Here is a 26,981-nt window from a genome sequence, read left to right as displayed (position 1 = left end):
CCGGATGTCGACCATTGCATGGCTACTATTAAGGATGTTGCCCGCATGGCGGGGGTGTCGGTCGCGACCGTGTCCCGCGTCATCAATAATTCGCCCAAAGCCAGCGAGAGTTCGCGCCTCGCCGTTACCCTGGCCATGGAACAGCTGCAGTATCACCCGAACGCCAATGCCCGCGCGCTGGCGCAGCAATCCACCGAAACGCTCGGGCTGGTGGTAGGCGATGTGTCAGACCCGTTTTTTGGCGCGATGGTGAAAGCGGTCGATGAAGTCGCCGGGCAAACCGGCAACTTTCTGCTGATTGGTAACGGTTACCATAATGAGCAGAAAGAGCGTCAGGCGATTGAACAGCTGATGCGCCATCGCTGCGCTGCGCTGGTGGTGCACGCCAAGAAAATTCCCGATGACGATTTAGAGCTGCTGATGAAGCAGGTGCCGGGCATGGTGCTGCTGAACCGGCTGCTGCAGGGGTTTGAGTCACGCTGCATTGCGCTGGATGACCGCTACGGCGCCTGGCTGGCCACGCGCCACCTGATTCAGCAGGGTCATACGCAGATCGCCTTTATCTGCTCGACGCACACCATTTCTGACGCCGAAGATCGGCTGCAGGGCTACTACGATGCGCTGAAGGAGCATGGTCTGCCGTGCAACGACCGGCTGGTGGCGTGGGGAGAACCGGATGAGGTCGGTGGCGAGCAGGCAATGACGGAACTGCTCGGACGCGGCAAGCAGGTGAGCGCGGTGGCGTGCTACAACGATTCGATGGCCGCCGGTGCGCTGGCGGTGCTGAGCGATAACGGCATTCGCGTGCCCGAAGAGATGTCGCTGATTGGCTTTGATGATGTGCTGGTGTCGCGCTACGTGCGTCCGCGCCTGACCACGGTGCGCTATCCGATTGTGACCATGGCGCAGCAGGCCGCGCAGCTGGCGCTGGCGCTCGCCAACGGCACCGCGCTGCCGGAGGTGACCAATATGTTTAGCCCGACGCTGGTCAGGCGGCATTCGGTGGGTGGACCGGGTTAAACGGGTGCGGGCTTTCCCTCACCCTGACCCTCTCCCTGAGGGAGAGGGAACGTTCCAGAGCGCGCGGCAAGGAGAGCGCGGTCAGCCCCCTCTCCCGCTTGCGGGAGAGGGTTGGGGTGAGGGCCAGCGCGCGCGGTCAGCCCCCTCGCCCGCTTGCGGGAGAGGGTTGGGGTGAGGGCCAGCGCGCACCCAACCCACTATAAATCCTGCGAATACACCTTCACCTGCACCTCAGGAAACTCCAGCGCATCACACTGATACTGCCAGCCGAATCGCTCGTAGTAGCCGCCAAACGTTGACCACAGCCACACCGTTGCATAGCCGCGCTGGCGGGCGTAATCCAGCACGTGCTGCTGCAGGGCGGCGCTCAGTCCCTGCCCGCGCGCCGCTTCATCCACATACAGCGCGGCAACCCACGGATAGAGATCCTGACGGCTAATCAAATCACAGCGCCAGAGCCCTACCGTGCCGTGCGGCACGTCATCCTCGTCCAGCGCGACAAAGGTCACCGGAAACGCGGCACCGTTCAGGCTACTGCGTACAATGCTGTCGTAAAACGCGCGCGAGGTGCCGTCACCAAACGCCTGCCACAGCCAGTCGGTGATCTGGCTGGCGTGATGCGGCACGCTGCTGAGCGGCACGATGCGCATCAGTTCAGCTCCAGCGCCAGCAGTTCCTGAATGGTCTGCGCACGGCGAATCTCACGCGGCACGCCCTGCTCAAACAGCACTTCCGGGATCAGCGGACGGCTGTTGTAGTTGGAGGACATTGATGCGCCGTAAGCGCCGGTATCATGGAACACCAGATAATCGCCGACCTGTGCCGCCGGCAGCGCGCGGGTTTCCACTTTGCCCCCTTCCAGCTGGGTAAACACATCTCCCGACTCACACAGCGGCCCGGCCACCACGCTCTCCACATTCGCCTCACCCGGCGCGCTGTCATCGGCAGGCAGCAGCGAAATATGGTGATAGCTGCCGTACATCGACGGACGCATCAGATCGCTGAAACCGGCATCCACCAGCACAAAGTGACGGCTGCCCATCTGCTTCACCGCCCGCACCTGCGACACCAGCACGCCCGATTCCGCCACCAGGAAGCGGCCCGGCTCGATCTCCAGCTTCACCGCATGGCCGAGGTGCGCCGCGATACGCTCGCGCGCGCCGTTCCACAGCCCGTAATAGTGCTGCGTATCTATCGCCTCCTCACCAAAGCGGTAAGGAATCGACAGCCCGCCGCCCGCCGAGATGGCCTGCAGGTCCTGGCCAAAGGCCACTACCTGATCGACCATCGCGTCGCACACCTGCTGCAGATGGCCGTAATCGACGCCGGAACCGATGTGCATATGTAAACCTACCAGCTGCAGGCCATGCTGCTGAATCGCCGCCAGCGCCAGCGGCAGATCGCTGTGCCAGATGCCGTGCTTACTGTTTTCGCCACCGGTATTGGTTTTCTGGCTGTGACCATGGCCAAAGCCCGGATTAATGCGCAGCCAGACGCTGTGACCCGGCGAAACCGCGCCGAGCTGATGCAGCATATCCACGGAGCCGGCATTTACCGGCACCTTCAGCTCGGCGATGCGCGCCAGCGTCGGTGAGTCCAGCACATCGGCGGTGAACACAATATCCTCGCCGCCCGGCTGAAAACCGGCAGCCAGCGCACGTTCGATCTCGCCGAGCGAGACCGAATCGACCTTGACGCCGGCAGCGCGCATCAGGCGCAGAATATGAATATTCGAGCAGGCCTTTTGCGCAAAGCGCACCACGTCAAACGCGCTGAGCTGCGCAATACGCTGCTGAATGATTTCGGCATCGTAAGCCCAGAACGGGCCGCTGTAGCGCTGCGCCAGCGGCAGCAGATTTGTGGCGTTAAGCGCCGTCTGGGAATCGTTAAGTGGACGTGGCATGAGCATTCTCCTGAGTCGTTGCTGTCATTTAGCCACAGCACAGTGATGCAGAAAAATATCTGTTTAAGCATCAGCTATGCAAATATGATATGGGTGACACGGAGGCGACGATGGCAAAAATTAACTGGCGGCATATCGAAATCTTTCACGCGGTGATGACCAGCGGCAATCTGACCCAGGCCGCCACGCTGCTGCACACCTCGCAGCCAACGGTGAGCCGCGAACTGGCGCGGCTGGAGCAGCAGCTGGGCTTACAGCTGTTTGAGCGGGTGCGCGGCCGCCTGCAGCCCACCGTGCAGGGGCTGCGGCTGTACGAAGAGGTGCAGCGCTCGTGGTACGGTCTGGATCGCATCATGGATGCCGCCGAAGGGTTGCGCCAGTTCCGCCAGGGCGAGCTGTCCATCGCCTGCCTGCCGGTTTTTTCCCAGTCGCTGTTACCGCCGCTGCTGCAGCCGTTTTTACAGCGCTATCCGCAGGTGAGCCTGAATATTATTCCGCAGGAGTCGCCGCTGCTGGAGGAGTGGCTGTCGGCGCAGCGCTACGATCTCGGTCTGACCGAAACCCAGCATGCGCCCGCCGGGACTGAACGTCTGGCTCTGCTGACCAGTGATGAAGTGTGTGTGCTGCCGCCGCAGCATCCGCTGTGTCAGCGGACGGTGCTGACGCCGCAGGATTTTCACGGTGAAAACTATGTCAGCCTGTCGCGCAGCGATAGCTATCGTCAGTTGCTGGATGCGCTGTTCCATGAGCAGCAGGTGGAGCGGCGGCTGGTGCTGGAGACGCACAGCGCCGCGTCGGTGTGCGCGATGGTGCGCGCCGGGGTGGGTATTTCGATTGTTAATCCGCTGACGGCGCTGGATTACGCCGACAGCGGTGTGGTGATGCGCCGCTTCAGTATTGCTGTGCCGTTCACGGTCAGCCTGGTGCGGCCACAGCATCGACCGGCATCGGCGCTGGTCGATCACTTTTGCGACCACCTGCAGCAGCAGGTGGCCACCTTTCCGCAGCGCATCGCCCAGCGGCTGGCTTAAGCGCGCACCGTCTCGCGCTGACCGCCCGATTTGCGGAAGGTCAGCAGACAAACCACTAATCCCGCTGCCGCCAGCGCTGCCGCCGCGACCGGCACCGCCGTCAGGCCATAGCCTTTGTCGATCACGGCGCCACCTACCCACGCACCGAGTGCGTTACCGACGTTAAAGGCCGAGATGTTGAGCGTCGACACCAGGTTCGGCGCGTCTTTGCCGTGGCGCACCACGTTGATTTGCAGACCCGGCACGGTGGCGAAGGTCGCCATCGCCCACAGGAACAGGGTAATTTCTGCCAGCCACAGCGCATGGCTGGTCCAGCTGAACAGCAGCGAGAACACGGCGATCAGCGAAAAGCTGAGGATCAGGCTGAACGACACTTTCCAGTCCGCCAGTTTGCCGCCAACAATGTTACCGACCGTCAGACCCGCGCCAATCAGGAACAGCGTCCAGCTGACGCCGCGATCGCTGATGCCGGTCACCTGCAGCAGCAGCGGCGCAATGTAGCTGAACAGCGCAAACATCGCGGCGGCAAAACACACCGTCATCAGCAGTGACAGCCACAGTTTGCCGTTGGCCAGCGCGCTGATTTCGCTCGCCAGGTGCACCGGTTTTTCATCTTTGTTGGTCGGCAGGCTGACGATCAGCGCGATGAACGCGAGGATGCCAATAATCGCCACGCCCCAGAAGGTGGCGCGCCAGCCAAACAGCTGACCAAACCAGGTGCCGAGCGGCACGCCCAGTACGTTGGCCAGCGTCAGACCGGTAAACATCAGCGCCACCGCCGACGCCTGACGGCTCGGTGCCACCAGGCTGGCCGCCACCACTGAACCGATGCCGAAGAACGCACCGTGACACAACGCGGTAATAACGCGCGCCAGCATCAACAGGTTATAGGTATAAGCCAGCGCACAGAGTACGTTGCCGATGATGAAGATGATCATCAGCAGAATCAGGGTACGTTTACGCGGCAGCTTCGCGGTCAGCAGCGCCATGATTGGCGCGCCGATGGCCACGCCCAGCGCATAGCCGCTGATCAGCCAGCCCGCAGAAGGAATCGACACCTGCAGGTCACCCGCCACTTCCGGCAGTAACCCCATGATGACGAACTCCGTGGTGCCGATGGCGAACGCACTCAGCGCCAGCGCCAGTAATGCAACAGGCATAACACACTCTCCCAAAATAATTTTGCAGGCGGGCCGCACGACGAACGCCGTACGGTTAAGACAGACGCGTATCCCTCCGACAGTGCGGGGATGTTTATTTTTGAACTGCGTCACAGTCTGCTATTAAAGCACAGCCTCTGACTCTCAACCACCCGGGCGGCAGCAAGGCTATTTTGCCTGCGCGGCAATAATCCCGGCGCTAAAAAGTGTCGCTTATGCATCACTGAGACAGGACGGCGATAACAGACTACGCTTGATAACAGGTTGTGATCGCTGTCACAGCGACGGCGCTTTCTGGCGTTAAATCAGGCAGTAAAGGATGGTCGCACATTGCCGATACCCCAATGGATTGCCCGGTAATGCGGCGTCAACACAACAGGGGGACAGAGTTATGCGATGGATCATCGCGCTGGCGATCGGCGGATTAAGCGGCTGCTCGGTCGGGCACTATGAATACAGCTCAGAAGCGGCCAGGCGCGTCGATATGACCGTCACCGGCATCCCCACCGTGCTCGGCATGGGTGCGCTGGGCACCACTATCCCCCTGACGCGCGAATACAGCCTGACGGCGGCGCACGTGGCCAAATATTCGCTGTATCGGGTGAAGGCGTGGCATCCGGAGTGCGATATCGCCGTGGTTTATCATGCGAATAAGGAAGCCAACCTGCCCCCGCAGTTCCGCAACAGCCATATCGGCGACAACGTTAATCTGTATGGGTACAGCTTTATCTCCGCGCTGCCGGTGGCATCAAGCGGGACCAACCTGATCAATACCACGCTGAGCAATGACTGGAATAAGGCCAGCTGCGTGGTGGTGGCGGCCAATGCCGGCGTGGTAAAAGGCATGTCCGGCGGCGCGGTGTATAACGCCAGCGACGACACGCTGGCCGGGGTGATTGTCGGCTATAGCAGTCGGATTGATGATAATAAGAGCGGCAAAACGTTGTTTAAAGATGTGGCGCTATATGTGCCTTATGCGCGGTTCCAGGCGTGGCTGGAGGGCGTGGTGAAGTCTTAGGTTAGGTGCGCGCTGATGCCCTCACCCCGGCCCTCTCCCACGGGGAGAGGGAGAAACCAGAGCTGACCTCTGCCACGGGGAGAGGAAGAAAACCAGAGCTGACCTCTGCCACAGGGAGAGGGAGAAAACCAGAGCTGACCTCTGCCACAGGGAGAGGAAGAAAACCACAGCGGCCCTCTCCCACCGGGGTACAGGCAAGTCCCCTCTCCCCATGGGAGAGGGTTAGGGTGAGGGTGAAGGCAACCTGATTACTTACCGGTCGGGCGCAGAGCCGGGAACAGGATCACGTCACGAATGGTGTGGCTATTGGTGAACAGCATGACCAGACGGTCGATACCAATGCCCAGACCTGCAGTCGGTGGCAGACCGTGCTCCAGCGCGGTGACGTAGTCTTCGTCGTAGAACATCGCTTCGTCATCACCGGCGTCCTTCGCGTTAACCTGCTGCAGGAAACGCTCGGCCTGATCTTCCGCATCGTTCAGCTCGGAGAAGCCGTTACCGATTTCACGACCGCCGATGAAGAACTCAAAGCGGTCGGTGATTTCCGGGTTCTCGTCATTACGACGCGCCAGCGGTGACACCTCTGCCGGATACTCGGTGATGAAGGTTGGCTGAATCAGGTGCGCTTCGGCGGTCTCTTCGAAGATCTCGGTCACCACGCGGCCCAGACCCCAGCTCTTCTCCACTTTGATGTGCAGCGCATTGGCAATCGCCACGGCTTTATCAAAGTCATCCAGATCGGCGAGGTCCGTTTCCGGACGGTATTTCTTGATCGCTTCACGCATGGTGAGCTTCTCAAACGGCTTGCCGAAATCGAAGGTGTGCTCACCGTAAGGCACTTCCGTCGTGCCCAGCACGTCCTGCGCCAGGGTACGGAACAGACTCTCGGTCAGTTCGATCAGATCTTTGTAATCCGCATACGCCATATAGAGTTCCATCATGGTGAACTCTGGATTGTGGCGCGGCGAAATCCCTTCATTACGGAAGTTACGGTTGATCTCAAACACGCGATCGAAACCGCCAACCACCAGACGCTTCAGATACAGCTCCGGCGCAATACGCAGGTACATGTCGATGTCGAGCGCGTTGTGATGAGTGATGAACGGACGCGCGGATGCGCCGCCAGGAATCACCTGCATCATCGGCGTTTCTACTTCCATAAAGTCGCGGTTAACCATGAACTGACGAATGCCGGCCATGATTTGTGAGCGAATTTTGAAGGTCTTACGCGAATCGTCGTTGGAGATCAGGTCAAGGTAACGCTGACGGTAACGGGTTTCCTGATCGGCGAGGCCGTGGAATTTGTCCGGCAGCGGACGCAGCGCTTTGGTCAGCAGGCGCAGCTCAGAGATATGGATCGACAGCTCGCCGGTTTTGGTTTTGAACAGCTTACCGCGCGCGCCGAGGATATCGCCGAGATCCCATTTTTTGAACTGCTCGTTGTAGACGCCTTCCGGCAGATCGTCACGGGAAACGTAGATCTGGATCTGACCGCCTACATCCTGCAGGGTGGCGAACGACGCCTTACCCATGATGCGGCGGGTCATCATACGACCGGCTACGCTCACCTCAACGCCGAGCGCTTCCAGCTCGTCGTTCTCTTTGCTGTCATAGTCGGCATGCAGACGATCGGAGGTGGTGTCACGGCGGAAATCGTTAGGAAACGCCACGCCCTTTTCACGCAGCGCGCTGAGTTTTTCGCGACGCGCTTTCAGTTCGTTGTTTAACTCAAGGGCGGCATCAGCGCTCTGCGGTTGTTGTTCAGACATGTCGGTTCCTTATAGCCCTGCTTTTAAACTTGCTTCAATAAAACGGTCAAGATCGCCATCCAGTACGGCCTGGGTGTTACGCGTTTCTACGCTGGTACGCAGATCCTTGATGCGCGAATCGTCAAGAACGTATGAACGGATCTGGCTGCCCCAGCCGATGTCCGACTTGTTCTCTTCCGCCGCCTGCTTGTCGGCATTCTTCTTCTGCATTTCGTATTCATACAGCTTGGCACGCAGCTGTTTGAAGGCCTGATCTTTGTTCTTATGCTGCGAGCGGTCGTTCTGGCACTGCACCACAATGTTGGTCGGCAGGTGGGTAATACGCACCGCTGACTCGGTTTTGTTAACGTGCTGACCACCAGCACCCGAGGCGCGATAGACGTCGATACGCAGGTCGGCCGGGTTGATTTCGATGTCGATGTTGTCATCCACTTCCGGGTAAATAAATACCGAACTGAAGGAGGTGTGACGACGACCGCCGGAGTCGAACGGGCTCTTACGCACCAGACGATGAACGCCGGTTTCGGTACGCAGCCAGCCGTAAGCGTAATCACCGATGATTTTGATGGTGGCTGATTTGGTACCGGCCACTTCGCCTTCGGACTCTTCGATGATCTCGGTTTTGAAGCCTTTGGCTTCCGCCCAGCGCAGATACATGCGCAGCAGCATGCTGGCCCAGTCCTGCGCTTCGGTGCCGCCAGAGCCGGCCTGAATATCCATGTAGCAGTCGGCGCTGTCGTATTCGCCGGAGAACATGCGGCGGAACTCCAGTTCACCCAGCTTCACGTCCAGCGCGTCCAGCTCGACTACGGCTTCGTTAAAAGTCTCTTCGTCGTCGGCTTCAACCGCCAGCTCCAGCAGACCCTGCACGTCTTCCAGCCCCTGCTGCATCTGGTCGAGCGTTTCAACTACCGCTTCCAGCGAGGCGCGCTCTTTGCCCAGCGCCTGCGCGCGTTCAGGTTCGTTCCAGACGTCCGGCTGTTCCAGCTCGGCGTTTACTTCTTCGAGGCGTTCTTTCTTGGCATCGTAGTCAAAGATACCCCCTAAGAACGCTGCTGCGCTCGCTGAGGTCCTGGATACGATTTTTGACCGGATTAATTTCAAACATGGCTTTTCAGTCTTTTTTGACGATTCGGTGAGAGGAGATAAAAGTAACGCGCTAGTTTACCCGAAAGCGCGCCTGGTTTGTAGCTTTGCACATCAATGGCTATACCGCGTATGAACCGGCAGAAAATAATTGCGTCAGTTCTGGAAACCGGCAGGTAGCGTGGTTGCCAGAAATCCCGCTGTCACTCGCCACCTACGCGGTGCGCCTTCAGAATTTTCCTACATAATCACGGCAATAAACGCCAGCTGGCGTCATTAAAACCCATGATTTCTCAAACAAAATCATTAAAACTCCACCATCAGAAATGTCTGGTTCGAAGCGTGATATAGCGCGATTAGCCTGCGCAATGCTGCGCTGTCCTGGCCATCAATCGGCCAGTACGCACCTTATCCTTTCTGCACCCTGGCGGAATCTCAGGGGTTCGTGCTTCATCTTTTGCGTTCTGTCTGTCAGCCACGTTGCTCAGGAGTATTCGTGACAGGGAAAGACTGCATTCAGGCCCGTTAACGTGAACGGGCGACAACATGCCCTGAGAGGCATGAGGAGTTGCCATGCATTATCCTGTTGTTACTTTTCGATCCTCACCGCGCCTGCTGGCGCTGATCATCCCGTTTCTGCTGAGCGCCTGTGGTGGCGGAGGCGGCGGCGGTGGTGGTAGCGGCGGCGGCAGCACCTTAACCCCGGTCACGCCCGTTATTGAACCCACAGTGCCGGCCATCGCTGCCAGCAGTAAAGTGGGCATCATTGACTCTGGTCTGGCCCCGGGCCGCAGCGAAATTAATTACGCCAACGTGAATTTCTCCAGTTATGTCGACAGCAACACCGCGCTGAATGACAACATGGGAATCAACGGCCACGGCACGCTGGTGGCGATGACGCTGCTGGGGCTGTCGCCTGACAGCGCGCTGTATGTGGCACAGGCATCACAAAATAACATTTTCAGCTACGACAATACTGCGCGCGCCGTGCAGGGATTAGTGGCACAGGGCGTACGCATCTTCAATATGTCCTACGGTTCGCAGGAGCGCCTCACCAGCCAGCAGGCGTTAACCGATGCGCGCCAGCGCTATCAGTCGCTGTATCAGGGGCTCAACGCGGTGGCTGCGGCAGATGGGCTGGCGGTGATGATCACCGGCAACAACAGCGGCGCCACGCCGGCACCGGACGTGCTGACACCGCTGATGTATAACGACCCGCAGCTGGCGCGTAATCTGCTGGCGGTCACCGGTATCCTGAGTCATACCGGTTATGACCTGCCGGGCCGCGCAGCCGGCACCGGACCGTTTGACGCCTGCGGCGCGGCCGCCGCGTGGTGCCTGACCGCGCCGGGCTATACCGATTACCTGTATCAAAACTCCGACGGCAGCTGGGTGCAGGCGCGCAGCTACGGCACCTCGTTTGCCGCACCGCGCGTGACGGCTGCGGCCTCGCAGCTGCTGCAGCGTTTCCCGTGGATGAGCGGCCATAACCTGCAGCAAACCCTGCTGACCACCGCCACCTACCGCAGTGATGCGCACGATAACGTCGCCGACAGCGCGAACGGGCGGCCATACAATGAGACGTTCGGCTGGGGCGATCTTAACGCCGCTAAAGCCTTAAACGGGCCGGGACAATTCTGGGCAGAGGACTTCCACGCGCGCCTCGACGGCGGCCAGTATGTGTTCAGCAATGACATCAGCGGCGATCGCGGGCTGGTGCTGGACGGCAGCGAACGCGGCGGTACGCTGCAGCTGACCGGCAACAACAGCTATCAGGGTCTGACGCAGGTCTCCGCCAATAGCCTGCTGATTGACGGTGCGATTGCCGGCAATGCGCTGGTGAACGGCAGCGGCAAACTGGGTGGCAGCGGACGCATCGGCGGCAATCTGGTCAACCAGGGATCGGTTAACGGCGGCCTGCAGGTGGCGGGCAACTATCAGCAAAGCGCCAACGGTACGCTCAACGTCACGCTGAACAATCCGCTGCGCGTGACCGGCAACGCGGCGCTCGACGGCACGCTGAATCTCGCGCCGCCCTCCGCCAGCTACGTGGTGAAACAGCAGGAAACGCTGCTGACCAGCGGCGGCGGCGTGAGCGGTCAGTTTAGCCAGGTCAATACCGGCGTATTTCTCGACGGTTCCGTCAGCTATGACGCCCACAGCGTTACCGGCCAGCTAACGCGCAAGAACACCGCCGCAGCGGCACAGGCGATGGGAATCGATAGCACCAGCGCGCAGCAAACCAGCCGCAACCTGGAGCAGGCGTTTGAGCTGGCGGACCGCTGGCAGGGTCAGGCGACGCTGAGCAGTGCGCAGCAGTCAGCGCTGGCGGCCGCAGGCGCCTTCCAGACGCTGGCGGACACCCGCAGCGCACAGGCGGCGATCAACTCCCTGTCCGGCCAGGCGCATGCCTCCGGCAATGCGGTGCTGTTCAACGCGCTTGATTATCAGACGCGCCTGCTCAACAACCGCATCGATGATGCCAGCGAACAGGGGCGCTTCGGCTTCTGGCTGGAGAGCGGTCAGCTGCGCGGTTCGCTCGATCAGGATGGCTATCTCGGCAACCGCTATCGCAATACCCTGACCGCGCTGGGTGCCGACAGCGATTTTGGCCTGCCCGGCCTGCGCCTCGGCATCGCCTGGACGCACACTCAGCTTGATGCCACCTATGACGACACCGGCGGCAACAGCCAGAACAGCCTGCAGGGCGTAATGCTGTATGGGCGCTATGCGGTGACGCCAGCCTGGTACTGGCAGGCCAATCTCAGCTATCAGCATGGACGCGACAAACTGCAGCGCCTGGTGCTGCTGGACGAGGCCGCGCCGGTCTCCTCTTCCGCCCGCACTGACAGCTGGCAGGCAGCGTTACAGAGCGGCTATCGCTGGACGCTGCAGGAGGATTATCGCATTGAGCCCTATCTCGGCTGGCGTGAAACCGGCCTGCAAACCGGCAGCTTCAGCGACAGCGGCAGCGCGTTTGGTCTGCAGGGCGACGGCGACAGCTATCGCCGCAGCGTCGGTTACGGTGGCCTGAATCTCAGCGCGCGCCAGGACTGGTCGGCGGGCTGGTGGAGCATGCTGAGCCTGTACGGCGAATACCAGTACGCGTTCAGCAATCCGTCGATGGACGTCAGCGCGCGCTGGAGCGGCTTCGGCAGCGGTCAGCAGAGCTTTACCATTCCGGGTATGCAGCTCGATCGCCGCTCGCAGTGGTTTGGTGCGCGGGTTGATCTGGTGCAGTCGGCACGCGCGCGGCTGTTTCTGCGTGCCGACCGCCACGTGGCCGATCGCGGCGATGAGAAGGTGCTGCGCGGCGGTGTCGACGTCACGTTCTAAAGGTTACGACTGTGGCCAGATATGGTCGATGATCAGCTGTACCGAGCGATTGCCGCGGTATTCGTTGATATCCAGCTTGTAGGCCAGCTGCACCTGACGCACGCTGCTGTCTGGCCACAGGCTGGTGTCCACGTTAAAGGCGATACCATCCAGTAACGGGCCGCCGCCCAGCGGCTCGACCATCACTTTAAGGTGCCGCTCGCCGACCAGCCGCTGCTGCAACAGCTTAAACTGACCGTCGAACACCGGCTCCGGGAACGCCTGGCCCCAGGGGCCGGCTTCCCGCAGCATTTCCGCGGTGTGCAGGGTGAACTCCTGCGCATGCAGTTCGCCATCGGACCACATCACGCCCTGCAGCGCCTCGCCTTCCAGCCATTCGTCGATCAGCGCGGCAAAGCGCTGGCGGAACTCATCGTACTTCGCCTCTTCCAGCGACAGCCCCGCCGCCATGGCGTGTCCGCCAAATTTGATGATCAGGCCAGGATAGAGTGTGTCGATACGTTCCAGCGCGTCGCGCAGGTGCAGCCCGGCAATCGAACGGCCAGAGCCCTTCAGCGTGCCGTCACCGGCGGGTGCGAAGGCGATCACCGGGCGGTGGAAGCGCTCTTTCAGGCGTGACGCGAGGATGCCAACTACGCCCTGATGCCACTCCGGGTGATAAAACGCCAGCCCGAGCGGCAGATCGCGATGCTGGCGCTCCAGCTCATCGCACAGCGCCAGCGCCTCGCTCTTCATGCCCTGCTCAATCTCTTTGCGCGTCTGATTGAGCGCATCAAGTTCGCTGGCCAGCATGCGCGCCTGGGCAATATCTTCCGTCAGCAGCAGCGCAACGCCAACCGACATGTCGTCCAGCCGGCCGGCAGCATTGAGGCGTGGCCCGACGGCAAAACCGAGGTCGCTGGCCGCCAGCTGACGCGCATCGCGGTTAGCAATCTCCAGCAGCGCGCGGATGCCGGCACGGCATTTGCCGGCGCGGATGCGGCTCAGCCCCTGCCACACCAGAATGCGGTTGTTGGCATCCAGCGGCACCACGTCGGCCACGGTACCGAGCGCCACCAGATCCAGCAGTTCGGCCAGATTGGGTTCACTGCGCCCGTCGCTGAACCAGTTCTGCTGACGCAGATGGGCACGCAGCGCCAGCATCAGATAAAACGCCACACCCACACCCGCCAGCGAACGTGACGGGAATGCGCTGTCGCTCAGGTTAGGGTTAACGATGGCTTCTGCCGCCGGCAGCGTTTCGCCCGGCAGGTGGTGATCGGTGATCAGTACCGGAATCCCGTGCTGGTGTGCGGTGTCGACGCCCGCGTGCGACGAAATGCCGTTATCCACGGTGAGGATCAGCTCGGCGCCACGCGCGCGCGCCTGCTCTACCACTTCCGGGCTCAGGCCATAGCCGTCCTCAAAGCGGTTCGGCACCAGATAATCGACGTTGCCGCCCATGCTGCGCAGCGCCAGTACGGTGAGCGCAGTGCTGGTGGCACCATCGGCATCGAAATCGCCCACCACCACGATACGGCGTTGCTGCTGCAGCATCTGGTGCAGCAGCGTCACGGCGCGCTCAATGCCGCCAAGGCTTTGCCACGGCAGCAGGAATTTCGCGCCGCGTTCCAGTTCAGCGGCGTCTTTGACACCGCGCTGCAGGTAGAGACGACGCAGCAGCGGCGGTAAATCATCGGGTAACTGCGCGTCGGCCTGGGCTTCACGCCGACGCAATTCTACAGAGTGCATCACTGTGTCTTAACCACCACGCTTCTGGCCGTCCAGCACCTGCTTCAGCTCCTGCGGTCCCTGGTAGCCAGGGATCATCATGCCGCTGTCGGTGAGGATGGCGGGCGTGCCCTGAATACCAAACAGAATGCCCAGCTTGTAGTGCTGGTCGAGATTGATTTTGCAGCTCGCCGGCGCATCCATTTGCGGTGCGTCGCCTTTCATTGCGGCATCAAACGCCTTGTTGCGATCGGCGCTGCACCAGATGGCGGTCATGGCTTTCTCCACCTGGCCGTGCAGGCCTTCACGCGGGAACGCCAGATAGCGCACGGTGATGCCCAGCGCGTTGTAGTCAGCCATCTGTTCGTGCAACTTGCGGCAGTAGCCGCAGGTGATGTCAGTGAACACGGTGATCACGTGCTGCTCTTTCGGCGCTTTGTAGACAATCATTTCCGGTGCCAGCGCGGCGACTTTTTTCTCCAGCAGCTGATTGGTGACATTCACCGGCTGCGCGCCGCTGACATCGTACAGCGGGCCCTGAATCATGTGCTTGCCGTCTTCGGTGACGTACAGCACGCCGCTTTCGGTCATCACCGTTTTGATACCCGGCAGCGGCGACGGCTGGATTTCCGCCTGCTGCATACCCAGTTTTTTCAGTGATTGCTGAATCGCGCTGTCATCGGCATGGGCCAGCGCAGAAAAGGCGCTGACCAGCAGAGCCAGCGTCGTAACGGTTTTTTTCATCTCAAATCCTTGTTGCCGCTGCTCAGGCGCGCGGATGATGCTGTTGATGTAACTGACGCAGGCGCTCAGTCGCCACGTGCGTGTAAATCTGGGTGGTCGACAGGTCGCTGTGCCCCAGCAACATCTGTACGACGCGTAAATCGGCACCATGGTTCAGTAAATGTGTGGCAAATGCGTGGCGCAGCACGTGCGGTGACAGCTTTTCGCTGTCGATGCCGGCAAGGGTGGCATAGTGTTTGATGCGATGCCAGAAGGTCTGGCGTGTCATCTGCTGCGCGCGGTTGCTGGGGAACAGCACATCAATGGTCTGTCCGTTCAGCAGCCACGGCCGCCCGTGTTCCATATAGTGCTCCAGCCAGTAAATTGCTTCTTCACCTAATGGCACCAGCCGCTCTTTATTGCCTTTACCGATGACGCGCACCACACCCTGACGCAGGCTGACATCACTCAACGTCAGACCGACCAGCTCAGAGACGCGCAGCCCGGTAGCGTACAACAGCTCCAGCATCGCTTTGTCACGCAGTTCAAGCGGTATGTCCGTCGCTGGAGCCTGTAACAGGCGCTCGACCTGATTTTCTGACAGGTCTTTTGGCAGGCGCTGCGGCAATTTCGGCGCTGACAACAGCGCGCTGGGATCGTCACTGCGCAGCTTTTCGCGGTACAGATACTGAAACAGACGGCGCATTGCGCTCAGGGTACGCGCTGAGCTGGTGGCTTTGTAACCGCCCTCAATCCGCTCAGCCAGAAACTGCTGTAAATCAGCGGCTTCCAGCGTCAGCAGCGTGCGCTCATGGTGGTGCAGCCAGGCAGTGAGCGTCTGCAAATCCTGACGATAGGACGCCAGCGTGTTCTGCGCCAGGTTGCGCTCAATCCAGAGCGCGTCGAGAAACTGTTCTATCAGATCGCTGTCCTGCACTGTTGCCCCTCGCCGTGTGAAATCGTGCTCATTATGCCTGAAACTGGCCTGCTTCTGGTACAATTGCGCCAGAGTGAGTTTCAGTCAGAGCATTAATTGCATGAATATCGGTCTGTTTTACGGTTCCAGTACCTGTTACACCGAGATGACGGCGGAGAAAATCCGCGACTTTATCGGTGAAGAATTAGTCACACTGCATAACCTGAAAGATGACGATCCGTCGCTGATGGAGCAGTACGATCTACTGATTCTCGGTATTCCGACCTGGGATTTCGGCGAACTGCAGGAGGACTGGGAAGCGGTGTGGCAACAGCTGCCGGCACTCAATCTGCAGGGCAAAATTGTGGCGCTGTACGGCATGGGCGACCAGGTCGAGTACAGCGAATGGTTCCTTGATGCGCTGGGTATGCTGCACGAACTGCTGCTGCCGATGGGCGTGCAGTTTGTCGGTTACTGGCCGCTCGACGGCTACCAGTTCACCAGTAAAAAACCGCTGACCGCCGATGGTCAGCAGTTTGTCGGCCTGGCGCTCGACGACGTTAATCAGTTTGAGCTGAGCGAAGCGCGCGTCGAGCAGTGGTGTGAACAGATTCTGACCGAAACCGCCGCGCTGCTTTAATGCGGCATCGCGCCATCCAGCAAAAAACAGCGGGCGCGTAGCGCGCGCCACGCGTCGGGCGGCATGCTGTCGTGCAGCAGCCACAGCCGCCAGCGCTGCCCGCGACGGTTACGCAGCACCAGCAACACGCCCCACGGTAGCCAGTCTGGCTGCCGTTGCGCCTGCCAGCGCTCACCGCGCCAGTACCAGTCACCCTTGTCATCCAGCATGAGCGCTCCGCAGCGCTGCTGCAGGCGACGCGCGTTACGCCAGCACTGCAGTGTCAGCAGAATCACTACCGCGATCTGAACCCAGGCCCAGCCCGCCGGCCAGCGGCAGCTCAGCAACAGCGCGCCACACAGCCCGAACAGCGTCACATTCAGCACCCGCGCGCTGCGTGACGCGCGCAGATCACATTGCCACCGGCCCACGTTCACGGTTGCGCTGCTGAATCAGTTTCACCATGCGTTTGAACTCGGGATCGGCCGGTTCGCCGTGGTTCATCATCCAGTTAAACAGGTCCGGATCGTCGCTCTTCAGCAGCGCGACAAACACCTGCTTGTCGCTGTCGCTCAGCGAATCATACTCATATTTAAAGAACGGCATGATCGAGACATCCAGCTCCAGCATGCCGCGACGGCATGCCCACTGGACGCGCGCTTTGTCATGAATATCCATGTGTCTTCTTCCACAGCTGATAACAGTGGCGCTCAGTGTACCTGCTTTTTCGCCGCGCTGCAGGCGTGCAACCAGACGCTGCGCGCGATGACGCATAGCAATGCCACCGGTTACAGGGTTATCACGCGATTTGTGCGCCAGATTCCGCAAACAGGTTGCAATGGCGCACTGCTCTTTTAACATTGGTAAGCATATTACTGGATAAACCTTATTGATCAGGACGGACTCATGCCGATTTTCACCCTTCCGCCTCGCCAGCCCGCTGCGGCGTCGCGCCTGCCTTTAACGCTGATGTCGCTCGACGAGTGGGCGCTGGTGTCGGTGCAGGGCAAAGACAGCACCTCTTATCTGCAGGGTCAGCTGACGCTGGACGTGGCGGCGCTGGACGCAGCGCAGCATCGCCCGGCAGCGCACTGTGATGCCAAAGGCAAAATGTGGAGCAATCTGCGTCTGTTCCATCGTGGAGAAGGTTATGCCTATGTTGTGCGGCGCAATCTGCGCGAGCAGCAGGTGACCGAACTGAAGAAGTATGCGGTGTTCGCCAAAGTGACCATTGCGGCCGATGATGACGCAGTCCTGCTCGGCGTTGCCGGTTTTCAGGCGCGCGCCGCGCTGGCTAACGTTTTCACCACGCTGCCGGATGCCACAACCCCAGTGGTGCAGCAGGATGACACTACCCTGCTGTGGTTCGCCGAACCAGCCGAGCGTTTTCTGCTGGTCACCACGCCGGCGCAGGCCGAAGCGCTGCAGCAGAAGCTGGCCGGGGAAGCGCAGCTGAATGACAGCACGCAGTGGCTGGCGCTGGATATTGCGGCGGGCGTGCCGGTGATCGACAGCGCCACCACGGCGCAGCTGATTCCGCAAGCCACCAACCTGCAGGCGCTGGATGCCATCAGCTTTAAAAAAGGCTGTTATACCGGCCAGGAGATGGTGGCGCGCGCCAAATTCCGCGGCGCCAATAAACGTGCGCTCTACTGGCTGGCGGGCAGCGCCAGCAAAGTACCGGACGCGGCCAGTTCGCTGGAGTTGCAGATGGGCGACAAATGGCGTCGCACCGGCACGGTGCTGAGCGGCGTACAGCTGGATGATGGCAGCGTGTGGGTGCAGGCGGTGCTGAACAACGATCTGGAGCCGGACAGCGTGCTGCGCGTTGAAGGCGATGAGAGCGGTAAGCTGACCATCCAGCCGCTGCCCTATTCGCTGGAAGAGTAACGGTTGCGGCTGGTATGCCACAGGGTCGCCATCAAAGGCGACCCTTGCCGGTTACATCACGTAAAAATAGATGGCGCAAAAGTGCAGCACGCTGCCGCCCAGCACGAAACCGTGCCAGATGGCATGATTGTACGGGATACGGCGCGACACATAGAAAATCACCCCGAGCGAATAGACAATCCCGCCCGCCGCCAGCAGCCAGACGCCGCCGGCCGACAGTTTGGTTGCCAGCTGATAAATCACCACCAGCGACAGCCAGCCCATGCTGAGATAGGTCACCAGCGACAGCACTTTAAAGCGATGCGCAATGGTCAGCTTAAAGATGATGCCCGCCAGCGCCAGACTCCAGATCACCACCATCAATCCCTGCGCCAGCGGCGATTGCAGCCCGACCAGCAGAAACGGCGTGTAAGTCCCGGCGATCAGCAAATAGATGGCGCAGTGGTCAAATTTCTTCAGCCAGTATTTGGCGCGCTGGTGCGGAATCGCGTGATACAGCGTCGAGGCGAGGAACAGCAAAATCATGCTGCCGCCGTACAGGCTATAGCTGGTGATGGCGGTGATATTCGCCTGCATTTCAACGGCCTGGGTCAACAGCAACACCAGCCCCACGATGCCAAACACACAGCCCAGGCCGTGGCTGATGCTGTTGGCGATCTCTTCGGCCAGTGAATAGCCCTGGGCAATAAGTCGGTTCTGTACCATGGCGTCGGATTCCTGAACATCGTAACGAAAGTTGTGCTTTTTCTGTGCACCAGAGTAACGAAGAACAATTTCAGAGTACACATGTACGCTAAAATTATTCTGTGAAGAGGTGTGACAACCCAGCGGCAAACCAATCTGTTACACTGAGGCTTCTTTTTGCCGTGAGCGCCGCCCGAATGTTTTCACACAGCGACCTGTCCCGTTTGAATGACCTTGAGATGCAGGTTTATCACTTCATCATCAAACACCGGGAAAGTGTCAGTTATATGACCATCCGAGAACTGGCGGCGCAGGCGGGCGTCTCGACCACCACGGTGCTGCGCTTCTGCCGCAAAATGCACTGTGACGGCTGGTCAGAATTCCGTATCCGTTTTCGCCTGGCGCAGGAGGAAAGCGCGCCGGTGCTGCTGCCCTCCGGTGTCGGTGAAATGCTGAGCTTTTTTAAAAGCATCAATAACGCAGAATTTGATCAGCAGATTGCCACCGCGGCGCAAATAATTATTGAGGCTGAGCACATTTTCTTTATTGGTGCCGGCACCTCAGGCAGCCTTGGCAAATATGGTGCGCGCTATTTTTCTAATATTGGTAAATTCAGTCATCACATCGATGATCCTTATTACCCGGTGAGTAAGAGCGCCTGGGAAAATGCGCTGGCGATTATTTTATCCGTCTCTGGCGAAACCGAAGAGATCCTGCGCTTTGCCAGTCAGTTCAGTCTGCATCACTGTAAAATCATCTCCATCACCAATCACGACAACTGCTCGCTGGCGAAAATGGCGGATTTCAATCTCTCCTATCATGTGCCGCAGGAGAAACTGCCTGACCGCTACGATATTACCACCCAGGTACCGGTGATTTATATTCTGGAGACGCTGGGCCGTTATATTGCCCGCCTCACGCAGGTATAAAACAGCCTGTTTTTCGGCAGTAACAAGTCACATTTCCGCGCCGGTGTTATAGCGTGACTTTGCTATTTCAGTTGTTACACTGCGGACAGTATTATTTTCGCCAACAGCGTGACGAGGTATTGAAATGAGTGAAGGATTGCAATTACCCAGCGGATTTCTCTGGGGCGGCGCGGTGGCAGCCCATCAGGTTGAGGGCGGCTGGGATCAGGGCGGCAAAGGCGTCAGTATCGCCGATGTTCTCACCGGCGGCGCACACGGCGTTGATCGCGTCATCACGCCCGGCGTTCAGCCCGGCCAGCACTATCCCAACCATCAGGCGGTGGAATTCTATTCACACTACAAACAGGACGTGGCGCTGTTTGCTGAGATGGGTTTCAAATGCTTCCGCACCTCGATTGCCTGGACGCGCATTTTCCCCAACGGCGATGAACTACAGCCCAATGAAGCCGGCCTGCAATTTTACGATGACCTGTTTGATGAACTGCTGAAATATGGCATCGAACCGGTGATTACCCTGTCGCACTTTGAGATGCCATATCATCTGGTTAAAGAGTACGGCGGCTGGGCCAATCGCAAAGTGGTCGATTTCTTTGTGCGCTTCAGTGACGTGGTGATGACGCGCTATCGCCACAAAGTGAAGTACTGGATGACCTTCAATGAAATCAATAACCAGCGCAACTGGCAGTATCCGCTGTTCGGCTACTGCTGCTCCGGCGTCGTGTTCACTGAGCATGAAAAGCCGGAGCAGACAATGTATCAGGTGATGCATCACCAGTTCGTCGCCAGTGCCAAAGTGGTGAAGCGCGGCCACGAAATCAACCCGGATTTCCAGATTGGCTGCATGATCGCCATGGTGCCAGTCTATCCGTTCTCCTGCCATCCGGACGACGTGATGCGCGCGCAGGAGTCGATGCATCAGCGCTACGTGTTCAGCGACGTGCAGATGCGCGGCGCGTACCCGGCTTATACGCTGAAAGAGTGGGCGCGCAAGGGCTATCACATTGCGATGGAAGCCGATGACGCCGAAACGCTGCGTCAGGGCTGCTGCGATTACATCGGTTTCAGCTACTACATGAGCAACGCGGTGGACACCAAAGCCAGCGGCGTCGACGACCCGATCACCGGCTTCGACGGCGTAGTGCCTAACCCGCATGTGAAAGCGTCCGACTGGGGCTGGCAGATTGACCCGGTCGGCCTGCGCTACGTGCTGAACGCGCTGTATGAGCGCTACCAGAAGCCGCTGTTTATTGTTGAGAACGGCTTTGGTGCCATTGATAAAGCCAATGCTGAGGGCGTGATCGAAGATGACTACCGCATTGATTATCTGCGCGCGCACATCGAAGAGATGAAAAAAGCGGTGGCGCTGGATGGCGTTGATCTGCTGGGCTATACGCCGTGGGGCTGCATCGACTGCGTCTCCTTTACCACCGGCCAGTACAGCAAGCGCTACGGCTTTATCCACGTCGATAAAAACGATGACGGCAGCGGCAGCTTTGCCCGCTCGAAGAAGAAGAGTTTCGCCTGGTATCAGCAGGTGATTGCCAGCAATGGTGAAGTGCTGTAACCGCTAATGGCGCGCGACGTATAAATGTGCGCCGTGCGCAGACAGGCTGTGAAGTGCGGCTCAACGGCCGCCTGATGCATCAATAAAGCTGCCGGTGACGTAGGAAGCGGCGTCACTGGCCAGCCAGGCGATGGCGGCAGCGACCTCCTCCGCCTGGCCGCCGCGCTGCATCGGCAGCGATGCCGCGAGACGATCAACGCGCCCCGGCTCGCCGCCGTCGGCATGCATATCGGTGTAGATCAGCCCTGGCCGCACGCTGTTGACGCGAATCCCCTGCGCTGCCACTTCCAGTGACAATCCTCTGGTCAGCGTATCCATCGCGCCTTTCGACGCCGCGTAATCGACATACTCATTGGGCGAGCCGGTACGCGCGGCCGCTGACGAGACGTTAACAATGGCGCCGCCCTGGCCGCCGTGTGCGGTGCTCATGCGTTTTACCGCTTCGCGGCAGCAGATAAACGTGCCGGTGACGTTGGTTGCCAGCACGCGCTGAATGCGCGCAGCATCCAGATCCTCAACCCGGCACTGGGAGAAGAGAATACCGGCGTTATTCACCAGCACGCGCAGCGCGCCCGGCTGCTGATCCAGCTGGCGGAACATGCGCACCACCTGCGCTTCATCGGCAATATCCGCCTGTAAGGCAAACGCGCTGCCGCCCTGCGCTTCGATATCTGCTACCACCTGCAACGCTTCTGCTTCGCGCTGCCGGAAATTGATTGCCACGCGATAACCCGCCTGCGCCAGCAGCAGCGATGTTGCCCGTCCAATTCCGCGGCTACCGCCGGTGACCAGTGCCAGATCCATATGCTTCTCCCATAAAAAAAGGCCGACAAATCGGCCTTGAGTATTACTGAAGGGTTTGGATTACGCCTGCAGATTACTGGTATTCGCTCATCGGAACGCATGAACAGAACACATTGCGATCGCCAAACACATCGTCCAGACGCTTAACGGTCGGCCAGTATTTGTTGGCGCTGCCGGCCGGGAAGACCGCCAGCTCGCGGCTGTACGGATGAGTCCAGTCGCCGACGATTTCCATCTGGGTATGTGGTGCATTCACCAGCGGGTTGTCGTCAGCCGGCCATTCACCGTCGGCCACGCGATCAATTTCCATGCGGATCGCCAGCATCGCGTCAATAAAGCGGTCCAGCTCGATTTTGCTCTCAGATTCGGTCGGCTCGACCATCAGCGTGCCGGCGACCGGGAACGACATGGTCGGCGCATGGAAGCCGTAGTCGATCAGGCGTTTCGCGATATCCAGCTCGCTGATGCCGGTCTGCTCTTTCAGCGGACGAATGTCGAGAATGCACTCATGCGCCACGCGGCCGTCGCGGCCGGCGTACAGAATCGGGTACGCCGACTGCAGCCGGCTGGCGATGTAGTTGGCGTTGAGAATCGCCACCGAGCTGGCCTGCTTCAGCCCTTCTGCGCCCATCATGCGAATGTACATCCAGCTAATGGGCAGAATAGATGCGCTGCCGAACGGTGCCGCAGAAACCGCGCCCTGCTGGGTCAGCACGCCGTCAATCTGCACCACGCTATGGCCCGGTACGAATGGTGCCAGATGCGCTTTTACCCCGATGGGCCCCATGCCCGGACCGCCACCGCCGTGCGGAATGCAGAAGGTTTTGTGCAGGTTGAGATGCGACACGTCAGCGCCAATGTAGCCAGGCGTGGTGATCCCGACCTGCGCGTTCATGTTTGCGCCGTCGAGGTACACCTGGCCGCCGTACTGATGCACGATCTGGCACACTTCGCGAATGGTCTCTTCGTAGACGCCGTGCGTCGACGGATAGGTCACCATGATGCACGACAGCGCGTCACCGGCCTGCGCTGCTTTTTCACGCAGATCGCCGAGATCGATGTTGCCCTGCTTATCACAGGCCACCACCACCACCGCCATGCCCGCCATCTGCGCGGACGCCGGGTTGGTGCCGTGCGCCGAGCTCGGGATCAGACAGATCGTGCGGCCCGCTTCATTACGGCTCTCATGATAGCGGCGGATGGCCAGCAGACCGGCGTATTCGCCCTGCGCACCAGAGTTCGGCTGCATGCACAGCGCATCGTAACCGGTGAGCTGGACCAGCCACTGTGACAGCTGGCCGATCATCTGCAGATAACCGCTCGCCTGCTCTGCCGGACAGAACGGGTGCAGTTCAGCGAATTCCGGCCAGGTGATGGGAATCATTTCGGCGGCGGCATTCAGTTTCATGGTGCATGAGCCGAGCGGGATCATTGCCTGATTCAGCGCCAGATCCTTTTTCTCCAGGCTGTGCATATAGCGCATCATCTCAGTTTCGCTGTGATGACGGTTGAACACCGGATGGGTAAGGAATTCGCTGGTACGCTGCTGGCCTGCCGGAATGGCGCTATTTTCCGCCGCCACCGCGGCGTCCAGCGCCTCGATATCCTGGCCGTGCGCATCGCCCAGCAGAATGGCAAACAGTGCCAGCACGTCTTCACGCGTGGTGGTTTCATCCAGCGTGATACCGACCGCATTGAGGATATCGCTGCGCAGGTTGACGCCGAAGCTCAGCGCACGGTTCAGCACCGCCGCTTTGTCCGTGACTTCAACGGTCAGCGTATCGAACCAGCTGTGATGGCGCAGCTTCAGGCCGCCGTTTTGCAGGCCTGCCGCCAGAATCGAGGTCAGACGGTGAATGCGCGAGGCAATGCGCTTCAGTCCGGCCGGGCCATGGTAAACCGCGTACAGGCCGGCGATATTCGCCAGCAGCACCTGTGAAGTACAAATGTTGGAGTTGGCTTTCTCACGGCGGATGTGCTGTTCGCGCGTCTGCATCGCCATGCGTAGCGCGGTGTTACCGGCGGCATCGCGTGACACACCGATGATACGGCCCGGCATGGAGCGCTTGTGCTCATCACGGCTGGCAAAGAAGGCCGCGTGCGGACCGCCGTAACCCATCGGTACGCCAAAGCGCTGGGCGGAACCGAAGACGATATCAGCACCCTGTTTGCCCGGCGCTTCCAGCTGCACCAGCGCCATGAAATCCGCCGCCACGCTCACCACCACTTTGCGGCTTTTCAGCTCAGCAATCAGTTCACGGTAGTCGTGCACTTCTCCGCTGGTACCGACCTGCTGCAGCAGCACGCCAAACAGATCGTCGTGCTCGCGGGCTTTTTCGGCGCGATCAATAATCAGCTCAAAGCCAAAGGTTTCAGCGCGGGTGCGCACCACATCCAGCGTTTGCGGATGGATGTCATCGGCGATAAAGAATTTGGTCGCGTTTTTCAGCTTGCTGACGCGTTTAGCCATCGCCATCGCTTCGGCGGCCGCGGTGGCTTCATCCAGCAGCGAAGCTGAAGCGATATCCAGCCCGGTGAGATCGAGCGTCAGGGTCTGAAAATTGAGCAGCGCTTCCAGACGGCCCTGCGACACTTCCGGCTGATACGGCGTGTACGCCGTGTACCAGCCCGGATTTTCCAGCATGTTGCGCAGAATCACCGGCGGGGTGATCACGGCGCTGTAACCCATTCCAATCCAGGATTTGTAACGCTGATTCTGGCTGGCAATGGCTTTCAGCTCTGCCAGCGCCTGCTGTTCAGTCGCGGCATCGCCTACCGCCGGCGGGCCTGGCAGCTGGATATCAGCAGGCACAATTGAAGCGATCAGCGAAGCCAGCGAGCTGGCACCAATCGCTTCCAGCATGGTGGCCTGCTGCGCGGCATCAGGACCGATATGGCGCTCAATAAAAGCACCGTTATGTTCGAGCTGGCTGAGAGTCTGGGTCATTTACAGTACATCCTGAATCGGGCTGGGTGACAAAATGGCATTAAATCAGGCAGATAAAAAAGAAGGCGCCGCAGTGCAGCACCTTCAGAGACTACCGGTTACTCGTCGATGGACTTTTTATAGGCCTCGGCATCGAGCATCGCGTCGAGCTCGGACTCGTCGCTGGCTTTGATGCGGAACAGCCAGCCGGCGGCGTACGGTTCGCTGTTCACCAGCTCCGGGGCATCGCCCAGCTCTTCGTTGACCGCCACGATTTCACCGCTCAGCGGGGCATAGATATCCGATGCCGCTTTCACGGATTCGGCTACCGCACAGTCGTCACCGGCGGCAAAACTGGCGCCCACGTCAGGCAGGTCGACAAACACCATGTCGCCCAGCAGTTCCTGCGCGTGTTCGGTGATGCCCACGGTAAACGTACCGTCAGCTTCTTTCCGCACCCACTCGTGGCTATCACGGTACTTCAATTCATTTGGCACATTGCTCATCGCCATTTCTCCTGAAAAAAAATTACTGAGCGACCGGCTTGCCGGCGCGAACAAAAATAGGTTTAGTCACTTTCACCGGCATTTCACGATTGCGGATTTCAACGATCGCCTGCTCACCGATACTGGCCGGCACGCGCGCCAGCGCAATGCTATAGCCCAGCGTTGGCGAGAAGGAGCCGCTGGTAATGATGCCCTGCTGCGGCTGGCCCTGCGCATCGGTAAAGCGCACCGTCAGACCGTTACGCAGCACGCCTTTTTCGGTCATCACCAGCCCGACCAGTTTTTCCGTGCCGTTCTCGCGCTGCGCTTCCAGCGCTTCACGGCCAATGAAATCACGGTCGCCGGGCTCCCAGCTGATGGTCCAGCCCATGTTGGCGGCCAGCGGCGAAACGCCTTCATCCATCTCCTGACCATACAGATTCATGCCAGCTTCGAGACGCAGCGTATCGCGTGCGCCCAGTCCGGCTGGTTTCACGCCCGCGGCCAGCAGCTGCTGCCAGAAATCTGCGGCCTGAGCGGCAGGCAGGGCGATTTCATAACCGGCTTCACCGGTATAACCGGTCGTGGCGATAAACAGATCGCCGGCCTGTACGCCAAAGAACGGCTTCATGCCTGCAACCGCGTCACGCTGTGCCGCGCTAAACAGGCTCTGTGCTTTTTGCTGCGCGTTCGGTCCCTGTACGGCGATCAGCGCCAGATCGTCACGCTCGGTGAGCGCAACCCCAAACGGCTGCGCATGCTCAGCGATCCACGCCAGATCCTTCTCGCGCGTGGCGGAGTTGACCACCAGGCGGAAGAAATCTTCGCTCATAAAGTAAACAATTAAATCATCAATGACGCCAGCTGAAGCATTCAGCATGCCGGTATAGAGGGCTTTGCCGGGCTGAGTCAGTTTGGCGACGTCGTTGGCCAGCAGGTAACGCAGAAATTCACGGGTGCGCGCGCCGTGCAGATCGACAATGGTCATGTGGGAAACGTCAAACATTCCGGCATCGTTGCGCACCGCATGGTGTTCATCCATTTGCGAGCCGTAGTGCAGCGGCATCATCCAGCCGTGGAAGTCCACCATGCGGGCACCGCAGGTCTGATGCTGTTCGAATAGAGGCGTTTGCTGAGTCATAACCATCCTGTGAAGACAAGTGAGTGTGACGCGCCTGCGCCGTCAGTTTTGAGCGACGCAAACGTTCTCTTTACACTGAAGTTACCACCGAATCCGGCAATTAACCATAAGGAAAACGAGGGTGAAACCTTATCATCCTTTGGGCTGCCCCGGCAGCCACGCCAGCACATCTCACTGCATTTATGTGATTTACCGCGCATATAATTCACCTGTTACGCAGTAATTCAGCCGAATAATGGAAGCTGTACCGCAGACAAGGGAAATGGT

At 59.6% G+C, this 26,981-nt stretch carries 23 protein-coding genes; 8 read left to right on the top strand and 15 right to left on the bottom strand.

The window, feature by feature from the left end; genetic code table 11:
* Positions 1-18 precede the first annotated feature (18 nt).
* Entirely contained in the window at positions 19-1,020 is a 1,002-nt protein-coding gene (gene galR / locus C1N56_RS03975) for an HTH-type transcriptional regulator GalR (protein ID WP_166720495.1), read from the top strand.
* 197 nt (positions 1,021-1,217) lie between these two features.
* On the opposite strand, the gene C1N56_RS03970 is transcribed toward galR, so the two are convergent.
* Together C1N56_RS03970 and lysA are read right to left on the bottom strand one after the other, a co-directional pair.
* The gene (locus C1N56_RS03970; RefSeq protein ID WP_394517147.1) at positions 1,218-1,670 is read right to left on the bottom strand and encodes a GNAT family N-acetyltransferase; all 453 of its coding nucleotides are present in this window, start codon (positions 1,668-1,670) and stop codon (positions 1,218-1,220) included.
* Positions 1,670-2,923 (bottom strand): diaminopimelate decarboxylase, encoded by a 1,254-nt coding sequence (gene lysA / locus C1N56_RS03965; RefSeq protein WP_394517146.1) that lies wholly within the window; start codon positions 2,921-2,923, stop codon positions 1,670-1,672. The genes C1N56_RS03970 and lysA overlap by 1 nt, the downstream gene beginning before the upstream one ends.
* Positions 2,924-3,033: 110 nt before the next feature.
* Between lysA and C1N56_RS03960 the strand changes: the two genes are divergently transcribed.
* Complete coding sequence (locus tag C1N56_RS03960) at positions 3,034-3,954, top strand: LysR family transcriptional regulator (RefSeq protein ID WP_222951683.1); 921 nt, start codon at positions 3,034-3,036, stop codon at positions 3,952-3,954.
* Here C1N56_RS03960 and C1N56_RS03955 read toward each other — a convergent pair.
* Positions 3,951-5,114: an MFS transporter gene (locus C1N56_RS03955; RefSeq protein WP_021506684.1), complete on the bottom strand. Its 1,164-nt coding sequence runs from the start codon at positions 5,112-5,114 to the stop codon at positions 3,951-3,953. The two genes, C1N56_RS03960 and C1N56_RS03955, sit on opposite strands and share 4 nt — an antisense overlap.
* A gap of 391 nt (positions 5,115-5,505) precedes the next feature.
* Between C1N56_RS03955 and C1N56_RS03950 the strand changes: the two genes are divergently transcribed.
* Entirely contained in the window at positions 5,506-6,132 is a 627-nt protein-coding gene (locus C1N56_RS03950; RefSeq protein ID WP_264250784.1) for a serine protease, read from the top strand.
* Positions 6,133-6,380: 248 nt separating this feature from the next.
* Here the strand turns inward: C1N56_RS03950 and lysS are convergent, their stop codons facing one another.
* Together lysS and prfB are read right to left on the bottom strand one after the other, a co-directional pair.
* A complete protein-coding gene (lysS, locus tag C1N56_RS03945) occupies positions 6,381-7,901 on the bottom strand; it encodes a lysine--tRNA ligase (RefSeq protein WP_021506681.1) in 1,521 nt (506 codons plus the stop codon).
* Between the two features lie 9 nt (positions 7,902-7,910).
* Positions 7,911-9,009, bottom strand: a protein-coding gene (gene prfB, locus C1N56_RS03940; RefSeq protein ID WP_104093670.1) for a peptide chain release factor 2 whose coding sequence is annotated in 2 segments (ribosomal slippage) — positions 7,911-8,933 and positions 8,935-9,009 — 1,098 coding nt in all. Because the reading frame shifts where the segments join, the coding sequence is not laid out codon by codon here.
* A 551-nt stretch (positions 9,010-9,560) separates the two neighbouring features.
* Between prfB and C1N56_RS03935 the strand changes: the two genes are divergently transcribed.
* On the top strand, positions 9,561-12,323 hold the full coding sequence (locus C1N56_RS03935; RefSeq protein ID WP_394517145.1) for an autotransporter domain-containing protein: 2,763 nt from the start codon (positions 9,561-9,563) through the stop codon (positions 12,321-12,323).
* Positions 12,324-12,326: 3 nt separating this feature from the next.
* Here C1N56_RS03935 and recJ read toward each other — a convergent pair whose 3' ends face one another.
* From recJ to xerD, 3 genes are read right to left on the bottom strand one after another with little or no spacing between them, the layout of a single operon-like run.
* Positions 12,327-14,054 (bottom strand): single-stranded-DNA-specific exonuclease RecJ, encoded by a 1,728-nt coding sequence (gene recJ, locus C1N56_RS03930; protein WP_021506678.1) that lies wholly within the window; start codon positions 14,052-14,054, stop codon positions 12,327-12,329.
* A 9-nt stretch (positions 14,055-14,063) separates the two neighbouring features.
* Complete coding sequence (gene dsbC / locus C1N56_RS03925) at positions 14,064-14,777, bottom strand: bifunctional protein-disulfide isomerase/oxidoreductase DsbC (RefSeq protein ID WP_021506677.1); 714 nt, start codon at positions 14,775-14,777, stop codon at positions 14,064-14,066.
* 22 nt (positions 14,778-14,799) lie between these two features.
* Entirely contained in the window at positions 14,800-15,693 is an 894-nt protein-coding gene (gene xerD / locus C1N56_RS03920) for a site-specific tyrosine recombinase XerD (protein ID WP_058757089.1), read from the bottom strand.
* Positions 15,694-15,793: 100 nt separating this feature from the next.
* Between xerD and fldB the strand changes: the two genes are divergently transcribed.
* Complete coding sequence (gene fldB / locus C1N56_RS03915; RefSeq protein WP_021506675.1) at positions 15,794-16,312, top strand: flavodoxin FldB; 519 nt, start codon at positions 15,794-15,796, stop codon at positions 16,310-16,312.
* Here the strand turns inward: fldB and C1N56_RS03910 are convergent.
* Both C1N56_RS03910 and sdhE read right to left on the bottom strand, forming a co-directional pair.
* Positions 16,309-16,728, bottom strand: coding sequence for a protein YgfX (locus C1N56_RS03910; protein ID WP_394517144.1), 420 nt, complete (start codon positions 16,726-16,728; stop codon positions 16,309-16,311). The genes fldB and C1N56_RS03910 overlap by 4 nt on opposite strands.
* On the bottom strand, positions 16,703-16,969 hold the full coding sequence (sdhE, locus tag C1N56_RS03905) for an FAD assembly factor SdhE (RefSeq protein ID WP_010616925.1): 267 nt from the start codon (positions 16,967-16,969) through the stop codon (positions 16,703-16,705). Before sdhE ends, C1N56_RS03910 begins: the two co-directional genes overlap by 26 nt.
* 228 nt (positions 16,970-17,197) lie before the next feature.
* On the opposite strand from sdhE, the gene ygfZ reads away from it, so the two are divergent.
* Entirely contained in the window at positions 17,198-18,181 is a 984-nt protein-coding gene (gene ygfZ, locus C1N56_RS03900) for a tRNA-modifying protein YgfZ (protein WP_059011491.1), read from the top strand.
* A gap of 51 nt (positions 18,182-18,232) precedes the next feature.
* On the opposite strand, the gene C1N56_RS03895 is transcribed toward ygfZ, so the two are convergent.
* Complete coding sequence (locus tag C1N56_RS03895) at positions 18,233-18,886, bottom strand: PAQR family membrane homeostasis protein TrhA (protein ID WP_021506671.1); 654 nt, start codon at positions 18,884-18,886, stop codon at positions 18,233-18,235.
* 176 nt (positions 18,887-19,062) lie between these two features.
* Between C1N56_RS03895 and C1N56_RS03890 the strand changes: the two genes are divergently transcribed.
* Together C1N56_RS03890 and C1N56_RS03885 are read left to right on the top strand one after the other, a co-directional pair.
* Complete coding sequence (locus C1N56_RS03890) at positions 19,063-19,794, top strand: MurR/RpiR family transcriptional regulator (protein WP_394517143.1); 732 nt, start codon at positions 19,063-19,065, stop codon at positions 19,792-19,794.
* 124 nt (positions 19,795-19,918) lie between these two features.
* Positions 19,919-21,358, top strand: a complete 1,440-nt coding sequence (locus tag C1N56_RS03885; RefSeq protein ID WP_058757093.1) for a 6-phospho-beta-glucosidase — start codon at positions 19,919-19,921, stop codon at positions 21,356-21,358.
* 60 nt (positions 21,359-21,418) lie between these two features.
* Here C1N56_RS03885 and C1N56_RS03880 read toward each other — a convergent pair whose 3' ends face one another.
* The 4 genes from C1N56_RS03880 to gcvT form a co-directional block, all read right to left on the bottom strand.
* Positions 21,419-22,162 (bottom strand): SDR family oxidoreductase, encoded by a 744-nt coding sequence (locus C1N56_RS03880; protein ID WP_215481485.1) that lies wholly within the window; start codon positions 22,160-22,162, stop codon positions 21,419-21,421.
* A 73-nt stretch (positions 22,163-22,235) separates the two neighbouring features.
* Complete coding sequence (gcvP, locus tag C1N56_RS03875; protein ID WP_262257241.1) at positions 22,236-25,109, bottom strand: aminomethyl-transferring glycine dehydrogenase; 2,874 nt, start codon at positions 25,107-25,109, stop codon at positions 22,236-22,238.
* A 98-nt stretch (positions 25,110-25,207) separates the two neighbouring features.
* Complete coding sequence (gene gcvH, locus C1N56_RS03870) at positions 25,208-25,594, bottom strand: glycine cleavage system protein GcvH (protein ID WP_021506666.1); 387 nt, start codon at positions 25,592-25,594, stop codon at positions 25,208-25,210.
* Between the two features lie 22 nt (positions 25,595-25,616).
* On the bottom strand, positions 25,617-26,714 hold the full coding sequence (gcvT, locus tag C1N56_RS03865; RefSeq protein ID WP_278427893.1) for a glycine cleavage system aminomethyltransferase GcvT: 1,098 nt from the start codon (positions 26,712-26,714) through the stop codon (positions 25,617-25,619).
* Positions 26,715-26,981 lie beyond the last annotated feature (267 nt).

The sequence above is a fragment of the Pantoea sp. SGAir0175 genome (assembly GCF_043547855.1).
Note: the sequence above shows the minus strand (reverse complement) of the source record. Positions and strands in the feature narration are given on the sequence as shown.

Excerpts from the sequence above, each read along its gene's own strand:
- lysA (WP_394517146.1), bottom strand. The coding sequence starts at position 2,923 with ATGCCACGTCCACTTAACGATTCCCAGACGGCGCTTAACGCCACAAAT.
- C1N56_RS03885 (WP_058757093.1), top strand. The coding sequence starts at position 19,919 with ATGAGTGAAGGATTGCAATTACCCAGCGGATTTCTCTGGGGCGGCGCG.
- lysS (WP_021506681.1), bottom strand. The coding sequence starts at position 7,901 with ATGTCTGAACAACAACCGCAGAGCGCTGATGCCGCCCTTGAGTTAAAC.
- gcvT (WP_278427893.1), bottom strand. The coding sequence starts at position 26,714 with ATGACTCAGCAAACGCCTCTATTCGAACAGCATCAGACCTGCGGTGCC.
- C1N56_RS03890 (WP_394517143.1), top strand. The coding sequence starts at position 19,063 with ATGTTTTCACACAGCGACCTGTCCCGTTTGAATGACCTTGAGATGCAG.
- galR (WP_166720495.1), top strand. The coding sequence starts at position 19 with ATGGCTACTATTAAGGATGTTGCCCGCATGGCGGGGGTGTCGGTCGCG.
- sdhE (WP_010616925.1), bottom strand. The coding sequence starts at position 16,969 with ATGGATATTCATGACAAAGCGCGCGTCCAGTGGGCATGCCGTCGCGGC.
- fldB (WP_021506675.1), top strand. The coding sequence starts at position 15,794 with ATGAATATCGGTCTGTTTTACGGTTCCAGTACCTGTTACACCGAGATG.
- gcvP (WP_262257241.1), bottom strand. The coding sequence starts at position 25,109 with ATGACCCAGACTCTCAGCCAGCTCGAACATAACGGTGCTTTTATTGAG.
- C1N56_RS03955 (WP_021506684.1), bottom strand. The coding sequence starts at position 5,114 with ATGCCTGTTGCATTACTGGCGCTGGCGCTGAGTGCGTTCGCCATCGGC.
- C1N56_RS03950 (WP_264250784.1), top strand. The coding sequence starts at position 5,506 with ATGCGATGGATCATCGCGCTGGCGATCGGCGGATTAAGCGGCTGCTCG.
- C1N56_RS03895 (WP_021506671.1), bottom strand. The coding sequence starts at position 18,886 with ATGGTACAGAACCGACTTATTGCCCAGGGCTATTCACTGGCCGAAGAG.
- dsbC (WP_021506677.1), bottom strand. The coding sequence starts at position 14,777 with ATGAAAAAAACCGTTACGACGCTGGCTCTGCTGGTCAGCGCCTTTTCT.
- C1N56_RS03970 (WP_394517147.1), bottom strand. The coding sequence starts at position 1,670 with ATGCGCATCGTGCCGCTCAGCAGCGTGCCGCATCACGCCAGCCAGATC.
- C1N56_RS03960 (WP_222951683.1), top strand. The coding sequence starts at position 3,034 with ATGGCAAAAATTAACTGGCGGCATATCGAAATCTTTCACGCGGTGATG.
- recJ (WP_021506678.1), bottom strand. The coding sequence starts at position 14,054 with ATGCACTCTGTAGAATTGCGTCGGCGTGAAGCCCAGGCCGACGCGCAG.
- C1N56_RS03935 (WP_394517145.1), top strand. The coding sequence starts at position 9,561 with ATGCATTATCCTGTTGTTACTTTTCGATCCTCACCGCGCCTGCTGGCG.
- gcvH (WP_021506666.1), bottom strand. The coding sequence starts at position 25,594 with ATGAGCAATGTGCCAAATGAATTGAAGTACCGTGATAGCCACGAGTGG.
- ygfZ (WP_059011491.1), top strand. The coding sequence starts at position 17,198 with ATGCCGATTTTCACCCTTCCGCCTCGCCAGCCCGCTGCGGCGTCGCGC.
- C1N56_RS03880 (WP_215481485.1), bottom strand. The coding sequence starts at position 22,162 with ATGGATCTGGCACTGGTCACCGGCGGTAGCCGCGGAATTGGACGGGCA.